This is a genomic window from Lysinibacillus sp. Ag94, assembly GCF_023242215.1.
In the GTDB taxonomy this organism is placed as follows: Bacteria; Bacillota; Bacilli; order Bacillales_A; family Planococcaceae; genus Lysinibacillus.
The window spans coordinates 734,200-746,110 of sequence record NZ_CP096780.1; the positions used below are offsets into that span (position 1 = coordinate 734,200).

The window sequence follows — 11,911 nt, forward strand, 5'->3', positions numbered from 1 at the left end:
AATTCCGCTCTTTTTATTCTTTCCGATTAAAAAATTGCGACATTTAGAGATTACGTCAGTAGGAAATCTATGCATAAAAGGTGTCAAAGATTGTTTAATTGACGAAAAAACGGACGTTGCCACAAAATTGTCGAAAAATTTTAAATTGTTTTTTCCTGGTTGTTACGATTAATTAATAGGTAATTTTTACAATATCAGGGTGTTGGCGGGTTGAGAATTTCGTACTAAACTTTTTTAGGATAATTGTACTGCGCATAGAATATTTGTTGATTGTCTTAAGGTTATGGTAATTACTTACAACGACACAAATGAATTGGTCATTTTAGGTTACTGGAAAATTTGAAAATGCTCGCTTAAATAGATGAAAAAAACGCTAGTCCTAAACTTTATTAAAGGACTAGCGTTTCTTATTATATAGAGTGGATTGTTGCAAAGTATGGTGCTTGACCGTGACGGAAGTAGGTTAATAAATAGCCATTTTTTTGTACAATTTTGCCATTCGAGAAATTTTGGTAATCTACATAGTGCGGAATAATAAGCGTATGTTTAAACAACTCTTTTTCAGATAGATTGAAGCTGGCGAATTCCTCACCTGCAATTGCAGGATTTTCACGTAAGGCCGTATAAAGTGCCTTCTGTTGTTCCTCTGTAGGGCGCTCCTTCCACCATAATTTACGTGGCTGGAACTGCTGTGCCATTAAATAATCTAGTTGCATTAAGCTTTGAATGATCGTTAAATTAGCACCCTCTACAGTTTCTAAAAACATTAATAAACGACGGAATAAATCCTCAAGCTGATGACCGATACGAGACCAACCTTTTGTTTCCCAATAAGTACCGAAGTTTTGGAAGAAATCAAAGGGTGTTTCAAACACTTCAGTTACTAAATATTCAATTGTATGATCCATACGATGATCGTTCCAATATTTCTCAAGTACATCCTCTGCATGTTTAATGCGTACTATATCATCAAACGTTAAGACATTGTTGGAGAAAATCTCGTAAGGAGATTGGTCCACATACGTATAGCCGAATTTTTCAGCCTCTAGACGAAGGCCAGTACCGCGCAGCAGTTTAAGGAATCCAAGCTGTAATTCTTCTGGTCGCATTGCGAAAACATCATTAAAGGTTTGACGGAAGCTTGCATAATCCTCCTCCGGTAAACCAGCGATTAAATCTAAATGCTGATCAATCTTTCCACCTTCTTTGACCATCGTCACTGTCCGTGTTAGCTTTTCAAAGTTTTGACGGCGCTTCACAAGAGTATTTGTTAAATCATTCGTTGATTGAACACCAATTTCAAAACGGAAAAGACCTTTAGGGGCGTTATCATTTAAAAACTGGATAACTTCAGGACGCATAATATCTGCCGTAATTTCAAATTGGAATACAACTCCTGGCTTATGTTCATCGATTAAAAATTGGAACATTTCCATGGCATAGCTGCGGCTTATATTAAATGTACGATCGACAAATTTAATAGTACGTGCACCATTGTCCATCAAGAATCGAATATCTTCTTTTATTTTTTCTCGGTTGAAATAACGAACACCTACTTCAATAGAAGATAAACAAAATTGACAGCTAAATGGACAGCCTCGACTTGTTTCAATATATTGAATTCGTTTGCTTAGATGAGGGAGGTCCTCTTCAAAACGAAATGGACTTGGTAACTCACGTAAATCTATTTTGGGTGCTTGTGCGTGAATTCGTACTTTACCATCCTCTAAGTAGCAAATCCCTGGAACATCGTCTAATGCAATTTCTCCATGCAAATAGCGTAGTAACTGTTTAAAGGAGGTTTCCCCTTCACCCATAACAATGAAATCAACCTCTTCAATTCTCCGTAACCAATGATGGGAATCATAAGAAACCTCAGGTCCACCGAGCAAAATTTTAACATTTGGACAGACAGTTTTTAACATTTTGATGACGTGAATAGTTTCTTCAATATTCCAAATATAGCAACTAAATCCTACAATATCAGGTTTTTTTTGGAATAAATCTGATACAATATTAAAAGCAGGATCTTTAATTGTATATTCTGCAATAATTGGATTAAATTCTGGTAAAGCTGCACCTTTTAAATAACGCAATGCTAAATTTGTGTGAATATACTTTGCGTTTAAAGTAGTTAAAATAGTATTCATGCAATAATCTTCCTTTCAATTTCTAATTGTAACAGTCAAGTAGCTGTCATACAATATAATCCTTTTTACCTATTTATTTTGTGAACAGTTCGTGAAATAATTTTTATACTTAAATTTACTAAATTTTGTAATAATAGATTCGTGCAGTCATAAAGTATAGTAAAGGCTCAAAATTCGATTAAGAGGTTTTTACTCTTTTGAAAGGTTCGGTGAGAAAGTTGAAGCAAAATGATATTAATCAATGTTTTGGAAATCTTATGACAAGTACTTCGTCACCAACACTTATTCTTAATAAAGCAGGGAAAATTTTAAACGTGAATGAGACGGCTATTAAACTTTTTAATCTCAATTCAACGTATATTGGCTATTTAACTATGGACGAGCCATCTAATTTAAAATGGGCGAAATTCGTTAAACAATTAGAAAATGATTTAAGATCAGAAGAAATCTTCAATATTCAAACAAATGGTAATGAGTATGAAATGATGTCCTTCAAATGTTTTTATGATCCAAACACAGAGGAAATTGTTGCGCAAATTTCAACGTTAAATAATGACATAGCTCATGAATTATATGTTAGTCAAGAGCAGGAGAGATCACAATCTCTCAATGCTTATGATCACTTACCGTATGCTGTTATTATAAGTGACGCTAGCGGGATAATTCTTGGGCTAAATAAGTATGCTGAAATGTTTTTAAGAACCGAAAAATCGCTGCTACTTCATAAGGCACATCAGCACATATTCGATGCATTTACATTGAAGAAGGGTCAAATTACAACATACCTTTCTAAACTGATGGGCGAAAAGCATGCAAGTATTCATGTAGTTGATGAAACTATAGTTACTAGCCCTTGCTATTATGAAATTTCGAGTATCTTTGATGAATATAACAATATTATTGTCACAGTCATTAATGATGAAACAGAAAAGAAACAACTTCAACATAAAGTTGAACATCAACAAGCTTTAAATGTTGTCGGTCAAATGGCTGCAAGTATCGCCCATGAAATTCGTAATCCATTAACTTCTTTGAAGGGCTTTACCGAATTGCTAAAACTAAATGCAGATGAAGAGTCAAGCATGTATTTATCTGTCATCGATAGTGAGCTGCAACGGATGGAACAAATTTTATCCGAGCTTTTAGTATTGTCCAAGCCAACATGTATGAAAGTGGAATTATTAGAGCTAAACCACATTGTAAAGCAAGTGATTGAGTTTATGCTTCCAGATGCGCTTATGAAAAATGTTATGATTCAATACATTTCTCCTTCTACACAAGTATACATTGGTGGCAATGAGAATCGTTTAAAGCAAGTATTCATGAATCTTATTAAAAATGCGATGGAATCCATGAATAATGGTGGAACGATTACAGTAGAAATGAATGTTATTGACTGTGCGAATGTAGAGTTACTGATTAAAGACGAAGGTGTCGGTATGGACAATGCTACCCTTCAAAACTTATTCCAACCTTTTTACACGACAAAATCAACAGGGACAGGACTAGGTCTTGCATTCGTGAAAAAGGTGATTGAAGAGCATGAAGGTGTAATAGGTGTGAATAGTGAATTACAGAAGGGTACATGCTTCCACCTACAATTCCCGATATACACATTTAATCAGATGGATACAATGGATGTTTCCACGAAAGATTCTGCTTATTTAGTAACATAAAAAGCGTCTGAGTGGTAAATTAAACTACTGTGAAAAACGTAAAATCAAATATTGCTTTTGACAATGCTTTTCTAATGTCGCTATAATGGCATGTATAAAACGCGAATTGAGAGGAAAAGGATATGACGTCAGAAGATATAAAGCAATCTTTAAAATTATATATAGTATTATCACGTGCACATAAAGCGATTAATGAGATGACCCATCAATTTTTTCAAGACAATGGTTTAAATCCTACTGAATTTGCTGTATTAGAGCTTCTTTATCATAAAGGAAGACAGCCATTACAGCAAATTGGCAATAAAATTTTGCTAGCTAGTGGGTCTATTACGTATGTCATTGACAAACTTGAAAAAAGAGGGTATTTATTGCGTGTCTCATGTCCATCAGATCGCCGTGTTACCTATGCAGAAATAACGGACAAAGGTGAAGCATTTATGGGAGAACTATTTCCAAAACATGAACAGCATTTACATGAATTGATGAGTGCATTATCTGTTGAAGAAAAAGACCAAGCCATCACCTTATTAAAAAAATTAGGCCTGTCTATTAAAGACTTATCTTATTAAAAAGAGTTGTCTCAATGAGTTTGAGGCAACTTTTTTTGTTGTTTTGGAAGAAGTTAAATTGTACGCCAACAAATCCCTCTTAATTCATTTGCGTCATAGATAAGGCGGGAGCGAGCACAGGCGAAGGACTAAGTATTCTGAGTGCTTTAAAGCCCACGTGATCGTTCCTAACGCCTGTAGGAACGAAAATCAGCCTCACAATAAAATTAAGGCTCTGTTAGTTGGAACCTGTTGAGCTTCTTGCTATAATTTCTAAACGAAACATAGCAGCATTAGTCGACAACAAGTTTTTGAAAAAATAACACAACCAACATAAAAAAGACTATAGAGCAAACAAGTTTGTCTATAGTCTTTTTTGAATTATTATTTTTTAGCAATAGTTGCTGCCATTTTAAGCATAGCATCTGTTAAATCTAATTCGTCGTTATCGTGAATTATTAGTTTTGTAATTAAACCATCTTTTTCAAAAACAACGCCGATTACTTTTTCTTTATCTTCTTCAAAACGTACAACATAACCCTCAATGTTTTTAACATCTTTAAATGCAGCTAAATCCTCAGAAGATAAAGATGATGGTTCACCAACAGCATTCATATAATCTTGCATAGATGTTTTTGCATCTTCATATTTTGTTTGTGACGCATCAATAGATTCGATACGCATAAATACATTAGGATTGTCTTTAAAAACTAACATGTCTTTACCTGGTTCTTCCTGGGTAAGTGTAAATCCAGGTAGTTGGTGCATTTTATAGTCTTGATCAGCACTATTAGATTCCGTTGCTTTTTCAGTCTTGTCTACACCTTTTTGTACATATTTAACTTCTTGTTCTTTTTTAGTTGTATTGTCTTTATTGTCCTTATTTGTTTCATTTGATGTAGGCGTTTCTTGCGATTCATCTACAGTTGTATCCTTAGATGATGGTTGTTGCTGTTCAGTCGGTGTATTTGATGGCTCATTTTTTTGAGCATCAGAATCCTTTGTTTCAGAAGTATTACATCCTACAACTAAAACAGCTGTTAGTAATAATGCCGGTACAGAAAATAATTTTTTTTGCATGAAAAGCCCTCCCTTTCTTAATTAAACGCTAGTAAAGATAAAATGTTTCCAAATTCTAATGTTATCATGTTAAAGGTAACACTAAAAATAATAGTAGTACAAAAACTACATGGGTTACAATAACAAGTGGCATACTTTTACGCCATTCATATAAAAAGCCCCAAATAAGGCCTGTTACAAGTGCAGCGATCATACCAAGCATAAAGCCGCTTAATGCAATAGAGATTGCACATAATATCGCAGTTACAATAACAGCAAAAGTAGGACGCATAAAACGTTTCAGCTGTTGTTGAACATAGCCACGCCAAAAGATCTCTTCACCAATTGCAACAATGAATACGAGTAAAATATAGTGCCAAATATTTTGTGGTCCATAGTTTGTTAAAAATTTTTGTACTGACTGTACTAATGAATCATTAATGTATGGTGCAAGCCAATAGCCAAAGCGTATAATACCGTATGTTATTGTACCGTACCCAATACCGAAAAGTAAAAATTTCCAGGTAGGTAACTGATCTTCAATTTTACCTGCCAAAATGGCAATGGCGATACATACAAGTAAAGTAAATGCATATAGGTACCAAAATACAGCTTGGTTAGCAAAGGTATATGCAAGCATGCCATAAACGAATAATAAAGAAAGGAGCAATATTATTGTTTGTTTCGAATTTGTAAGCATTATTCGACCTCCATGCTTTTAATATTATCAAAAAAAAAGCCCCTTATCATCTATAAAGACAAATAGGGACTATTCAGACTATTAAGCCTCGTTTGTATATAAAATTTTGTAACGTTTATGGTTGACGACCGTTTTTTCTTCAATTTCAAGAGAATCGAAATTCGCCATGTATGTTAAATCAACGATCACCGAATTTTCATTTACTTTTTCTACTATACCTTGTAAGCCATCTTTAAACTCGATAATATTTCCAACTTCAGCTATTTTCACAGACAGTCAGCTCCTTCATCGACTAATAATATACAGTTTGCATGAAAAAATGGAAAACGTAAAGCTTTTTTTGAATAATTCATAATTTATTACACAAAATATTGAGAAGTGAGGAAAAGAAAAAATGGAAAAATACGAAAATATGCTTAAACAATTACAAAATGGGGAATTAAAAAGTATAGAAATAGAAAAGGAACAATTTTATGAGTTTCGAGAAGTACTTGTAAAACATCCTTTATTTAAACATTTTAGAGGTGAAGCCAAACAAAATGGACGCGTAATCTATACTTATCAAGAAGTTGCAAGAAGCTAAATTGTCGAACATTGTCGTAAGTTAATGCTGTAAGAAATGAAATATAAATGTATAATAATGGTATGATTATTTGTGTGTGGAGGGTTGTATGAATGGTCAATCTACTCTTGAAACAAATGGAGCAAACTCGTGAGATGATGATTCGCTCAGGTGTAGAGAACGGATTACAAAATGCAAAAACCATTCAACTGAGTCGCAGATTAGATCAGTTAATGAATACTTATTATAGACAGACAGCATTTGAAGAAGAAGAAGAAGATCAAGAAAATTGAAAGAATGTTCCCGTATTTAGAATATAAAACTTTTTAAATAATATGTTTAAAAAGTATTTTTTTGGAGAATACTTATTTTGAACACAGCAACATTCTCATTTCCCCCTTTAGAGCAGTGATACCCCATCACTTGCTCTCTTTTTTTATGTTATTTTATGCGAAATTGATTTAACTTCTTTCGGCGGTTGTCCAGCAAAAGGCATTTAGTACAAGATAGTAAAAGGAGTTTGAATTATCGCACTTATTAGACTACACTAAAAAGATGAAATAAGTGCTAATGATTGGTTACGTAGAATCAATAGCCTGGATAACAAAGGAGTATGTACATATGGGAAAAAAGAGTATTGCATTTATCGGCACTGGTGTTATGGGTGCTAGTATTGTAAAGCATTTATTAAAAGATGGTCATGAGGTGACAGTTTACACACGCACAAAGGAGAAAACGGAGCCGCTTTTAGCACTAGGTGCAAAATGGGCAAGTACTCCAGCAGAAGCATTTAAAAATAAGGAAATTGCCTTTACAATGGTTGGATACCCTGCAGATGTAGAGGAAGTTTATTTTGGAGAAAACGGTTTATTTCAAACAGCTGAATCCGGCAATATTGTTATTGATATGACCACTTCCGAGCCAACATTGGCAAAGAAAATTTTTGAGCATGCCCAGAAGCTTGGAGTGGAAGCGCTAGATGCACCTGTTTCTGGAGGAGATATTGGAGCTCAAAATGGGACATTATCAATTATGGTTGGAGGTAGCCAAGCTACATTTAATAAAGTTTTATCAGTCATGAAACATTTTGGTGATAATATTGTTTATCAAGGTGAAGCTGGTGCAGGACAGCATGCTAAAATGTGTAATCAAATAGTTATTGCTTCAGGAATGATAGGTGTGTGTGAGTCACTTGCTTACGGTTTAAAGGCTGGGCTTGATTTATCAACAGTATTGCAATCCATTTCGTCTGGTGCAGCAGGCTCTTGGTCATTAAGTAATTTAGCACCCCGTATGATCAAAGAAGATTACGCACCAGGTTTTTATATAAAGCATTTTGTAAAGGATATGAAAATTGCTTTAGACGAATCTAAAAAAATGGGGATTACATTACCAGGTCTAGCACTTGCTTATGATATGTATGACAAGCTAGTGGAAGCAGGCTATGGTGAAAGCGGTACACAGGCTCTTTTAAAGGCGTATCAATGACTATAAAGAACGAAGAATTTTAAATTTTAGAAAACCCGAAGTATCATCTTATGAAAGGATGGATCTTCGGGTTTTGCATTTGATAAAGAGGCAGCTCACTAACACACAGAAAATAGTAAACTACGAAACATTACTCTTTATGAAAAAGTTTTGCGTCTAAAGAAAAACTAGATGCTCCTGCAAGTGCGAAGTATAAAGCAATTGCAGCTAAGGCTAAATCAAATTCATATCCAGCTAAGCCGTTTTCACCGATGAAGCCAATACTAAGCTTCGCCGTAAAAATGGCAACAATCATAGTCACTGTCAATAAAGCGCCAAAAAGTCTTGTACCTAAACCTAGAATAATTGCAACGCCACCGACTAGTTCTATAATGGCAACAATATAAGCCATAAAGCCTGGAATACCAATGGCATCAAAATAATCAGCTGTAAAGCCGATACCACCTTGAAATTTTTGATATCCGTGAGCGGCAAAAATAAAGCCAAGCACCACACGTAAAATAGTTGAACCGATATTTTGCATAGTTTAATAAACTCCTTTTGTTTTTTACTTACATTTCGTAACTTAGTTTATTTTTAAAAACAACTTTTGTCAAGTAACTTAATTTTATTTTTAAAACTGATTTTCGGAAAAATGATATACTCTTATATATGAACAAAGTACTTAGGAGGCAGGTAAAATTGGATCAAAAAAAAATTTGCCCACGATTTGAAAGGGCGCTAAAAATATTAAATCATAGCTGGAATACCCTGCTTATTTATCAGTTATTAGAAGGTTCTCAACGGTATTCAACAATTAAAAAACAAATGGGTATTAGCAGCCGCGTGTTAACGGAAAGATTAAAAGAATTAGAGATAGAGAACATTGTGAAACGCACTGTTATTCCATCGACACCAGTGGTGATTGAATACGAGCTAACAGAAAAAGGATATGCACTTGCGCCCGTCCTAAAAGCAATTGAAAAATGGTCGTCTACGTGGGTAGATTTAGAAAAATAGTAAAAAGGATATCCAAGCGAGGGGGCTTGGATATTTTTTTATTTTGAAGATGTAATCTTTTGTATTCCGCAGCGAAGGCTAAAATTCGTTTACTTTAGAGTGTTAGGTAATTAAAAATAATTGCATATTGTAAATAGTGTAAATTTTCTTTAAACAAAAGGTATTTTTTATTACATGCGGGAATTTATTTAATATTATAGAGAATGGGGAGGAGGGTTTTATGAAGCGAAATTCAGTAGTAAACGCACAGCATCGGAGCCAGTTAGCTCTTTATTTATCACTGCCAATTTTATCGTGGGCATTTTATGATTTTGCGAATACAATATTTTCTTCAAATATTAATACTATATTTTTCCCTTTTTATATGGATGAAATTTTAGGGACCAATGAGGTAATGCAGCAGGTGGCAAGCACATTTATTTCTTATGCGAATGCCATTGCTAGCTTTTTCCTCGTCGTTTTTTCACCACTTTTTGGTGTATGGATAGATAATACGGGCTATAAAAAGAGATTTATCGTGTGGTTTGCATCTATCTCAATCTTTGCCACCTTTATGATGGGTGTTTTTGCGAATCTACAAACGTCAACAAATTATTCAGGTGTGCCACTTAGTTTATTTTTAGTTGTAGTTAGCTTTATCATCGCAAAATTTTTCTTTAATTCAAGTCTAGTGTTCTATGATTCAATGATGAGTGATTTAGGGACAAAAGAAGAAATGCCCCTTATTTCTGGCTATGGGGTAGCGATTGGATATCTTGGTACAATTTTTGGATTACTTGTTTATTTGTATGTAGGAAATAGTGGATTCCATCGAGCATTTATTCCAACTGCAATTTTATATTTGTTATTTTCTTTGCCATTATTTTTTATTAATAAGGATACACCAATTTCAAGGTCTCAGCGCAAGCCTATTAAATTTCTAGATGGCTATAAGGAAATTGTTCAAACCTTTAAAGATATGAAGCAATATAAAACTATTTTCACCTTTATGATTGCTTATTTCTTTTTAAATGATGCCATTGCAACAACCATTGCAATGATGGCTGTATATGCAACAACGATTGTTGGCTTTACTTCGGGTCAATTTATCGTGCTTTACTTAGTGTCTACGGTTTCAACTATTATAGGCTCTTTTACATTTGGTTATATAACAAAAGCAATAGGAGCCAAACGTGCAATTACCGTGGTGGCGCTATTAATGATTGTCGCTTTAACATTTGCTGTCTTTGCGACAGAGCAATGGATGTTCTGGCTTGCAGGTAGTATGTTTGGCGTATCGCTAGGATCCATGTGGGTAACATCTAGAACATATATTATTGAATTGTCTCCAGAAGGCAAACGGGGTCAGTTTTTTGGCTTATTCGCATTTTCGGGTAAAGTATCGTCCATTATTGGGCCGGCAGTTTATGGAACGGTCACATTATGGATGAAAGATTACGGAACGCTAGCAAGTCGTGTTGCATTATCGACATTAATTGTGATGACGATAATTGGCCTATTGGTACATCTGAAAGTTAATGGCTCAAAAGTTGGGGATGGCATTTGAAAAAACGTATGCACGCCTAGTTAAGCGCCCTGTTGGAGTGGAAATCAACCCAATGTTATGAAAGCAACCCATGTTCAAAATAAAATTGGAAAAAGCAAGTAGGAGAAATGTATTGCCTATGATACAATTGAATTATATTTTAAATTAAATTGTAGTTGAGGAGAAAGGAGCGGGGTTGCTTTGGAACATAAAGGTATATTGTTAGAAAGTGGCACAAATGAGCTAGAAATTGTTGAATTTGAAGTAGCGAACAATAAATTTGGTATTAACGTTATTAAAGTAAAGGAAATCATTCAACCGATTCCAGTAACATTTATTCCACACGCGCACCCGCATGTAGAAGGGATAATTCAATTACGAGGTGAGGTTTTACCAGTAGTTGATATGCTCCGAGTATTAGGGATTCAAAAGGCAGAGCGTAGTCCTCAGCAAAAATATATTGTAGCTGAGTTTAATAAACAGCGCGTAGTATTCCATGTAGATAATGTAACGCAGATCCACCGTATTTCATGGGATCAAATCGAGAAACCTTCTGATATGTATCAAGGAGGAACATCACAAGTAATTGGTGTTATTAAGCAAAATGAACAGATGATTTTATTACTAGATTTCGAAAGAATTATGGTGGATATAAATCCGGATTCTGGTATTAGTGTAGAATCCGTTAAAAAGCTCGGTAAACGTGAGCGTTCTGAAAAACGAATTTTAATTGCTGAAGATTCACCGTTACTACGTAAGCTCTTATTCGATACTATGAATGAGGCAGGTTATGCGAATGTTGAATTCTTTGAAAATGGACGTGATGCTTATGAATATCTCGAAACTATCGTCAAAGGTGGTAACGAAGTAGCCGAGCATATTCAATTAGTTGTGACAGACATTGAAATGCCACAAATGGATGGGCATCATTTAACACGTAAAATAAAAGAGCATCCAGACCTCCAAAAGCTTCCAGTTATTATTTTCTCAAGCTTAATTACGGATGATCTTCGTCATAAAGGTGACCAAGTAGGTGCAGAGGATCAAATTAGTAAGCCTGAAATTGCGGAGCTTATTTTACGTATAGATCAACTTATCTTATAAAAATAAGTTTTTATCAGGGTTTAACAATAAAGATTAAGGTACTTCACAATAATAATAATGGGTATCCTGAAAGTATATTCATAATTTTAAGAAGTCGGAT

Annotated in this window: 13 protein-coding genes; 8 read left to right on the forward strand and 5 right to left on the reverse strand. The window is 34.5% G+C overall.

Features of this window, described 5'->3' with window-relative positions:
* Window positions 1-410: 410 nt before the first annotated feature.
* Entirely contained in the window at window positions 411-2,150 is a 1,740-nt protein-coding gene (locus MY533_RS03215; protein WP_248718009.1) for a B12-binding domain-containing radical SAM protein, read from the reverse strand.
* Window positions 2,151-2,347: 197 nt separating this feature from the next.
* Here MY533_RS03215 and MY533_RS03220 point away from each other — a divergent pair, with 197 nt between their 5' ends.
* Together MY533_RS03220 and MY533_RS03225 are read left to right on the forward strand one after the other, a co-directional pair.
* Window positions 2,348-3,826 carry a PAS domain-containing sensor histidine kinase gene (locus MY533_RS03220; protein ID WP_248718010.1) on the forward strand — a complete coding sequence of 493 codons (1,479 nt, stop codon included), beginning with the start codon at window positions 2,348-2,350 and terminating at the stop codon, window positions 3,824-3,826.
* A gap of 122 nt (window positions 3,827-3,948) precedes the next feature.
* Window positions 3,949-4,395 carry a MarR family winged helix-turn-helix transcriptional regulator gene (locus MY533_RS03225; protein WP_132357807.1) on the forward strand — a complete coding sequence of 149 codons (447 nt, stop codon included), beginning with the start codon at window positions 3,949-3,951 and terminating at the stop codon, window positions 4,393-4,395.
* Window positions 4,396-4,758: 363 nt separating this feature from the next.
* Here the strand turns inward: MY533_RS03225 and MY533_RS03230 are convergent, their stop codons facing one another.
* From MY533_RS03230 to MY533_RS03240, 3 genes are all read right to left on the reverse strand, one after another.
* The gene (locus MY533_RS03230; protein ID WP_248718011.1) at window positions 4,759-5,454 is read right to left on the reverse strand and encodes a hypothetical protein; all 696 of its coding nucleotides are present in this window, start codon (window positions 5,452-5,454) and stop codon (window positions 4,759-4,761) included.
* A gap of 64 nt (window positions 5,455-5,518) precedes the next feature.
* Entirely contained in the window at window positions 5,519-6,133 is a 615-nt protein-coding gene (locus MY533_RS03235; protein ID WP_132357803.1) for a CPBP family intramembrane glutamic endopeptidase, read from the reverse strand.
* Between the two features lie 81 nt (window positions 6,134-6,214).
* The gene (locus MY533_RS03240) at window positions 6,215-6,403 is read right to left on the reverse strand and encodes a YkvS family protein (protein WP_132357801.1); all 189 of its coding nucleotides are present in this window, start codon (window positions 6,401-6,403) and stop codon (window positions 6,215-6,217) included.
* 124 nt (window positions 6,404-6,527) lie between these two features.
* On the opposite strand from MY533_RS03240, the gene MY533_RS03245 reads away from it, so the two are divergent.
* The 3 genes from MY533_RS03245 (at window position 6,528) to MY533_RS03255 (ending at window position 8,183) form a co-directional block, all read left to right on the forward strand.
* The gene (locus MY533_RS03245; protein ID WP_100544207.1) at window positions 6,528-6,716 is read left to right on the forward strand and encodes a hypothetical protein; all 189 of its coding nucleotides are present in this window, start codon (window positions 6,528-6,530) and stop codon (window positions 6,714-6,716) included.
* A 92-nt stretch (window positions 6,717-6,808) separates the two neighbouring features.
* On the forward strand, window positions 6,809-6,988 hold the full coding sequence (locus MY533_RS03250) for an aspartyl-phosphate phosphatase Spo0E family protein (RefSeq protein WP_248718012.1): 180 nt from the start codon (window positions 6,809-6,811) through the stop codon (window positions 6,986-6,988).
* 328 nt (window positions 6,989-7,316) lie between these two features.
* A complete protein-coding gene (locus MY533_RS03255) occupies window positions 7,317-8,183 on the forward strand; it encodes an NAD(P)-dependent oxidoreductase (protein WP_248718013.1) in 867 nt (288 codons plus the stop codon).
* A 130-nt stretch (window positions 8,184-8,313) separates the two neighbouring features.
* Here MY533_RS03255 and MY533_RS03260 read toward each other — a convergent pair whose 3' ends face one another.
* A complete protein-coding gene (locus MY533_RS03260; RefSeq protein ID WP_248718014.1) occupies window positions 8,314-8,706 on the reverse strand; it encodes a DoxX family protein in 393 nt (130 codons plus the stop codon).
* A gap of 158 nt (window positions 8,707-8,864) precedes the next feature.
* Here MY533_RS03260 and MY533_RS03265 point away from each other — a divergent pair, with 158 nt between their 5' ends.
* From MY533_RS03265 to MY533_RS03275, 3 genes are all read left to right on the forward strand, one after another.
* Entirely contained in the window at window positions 8,865-9,182 is a 318-nt protein-coding gene (locus MY533_RS03265; protein ID WP_248718015.1) for a winged helix-turn-helix transcriptional regulator, read from the forward strand.
* 220 nt (window positions 9,183-9,402) lie between these two features.
* Window positions 9,403-10,728: an MFS transporter gene (locus tag MY533_RS03270; RefSeq protein WP_248718016.1), complete on the forward strand. Its 1,326-nt coding sequence runs from the start codon at window positions 9,403-9,405 to the stop codon at window positions 10,726-10,728.
* A 180-nt stretch (window positions 10,729-10,908) separates the two neighbouring features.
* Window positions 10,909-11,811: a chemotaxis protein gene (locus MY533_RS03275; RefSeq protein ID WP_132357787.1), complete on the forward strand. Its 903-nt coding sequence runs from the start codon at window positions 10,909-10,911 to the stop codon at window positions 11,809-11,811.
* Window positions 11,812-11,911 lie beyond the last annotated feature (100 nt).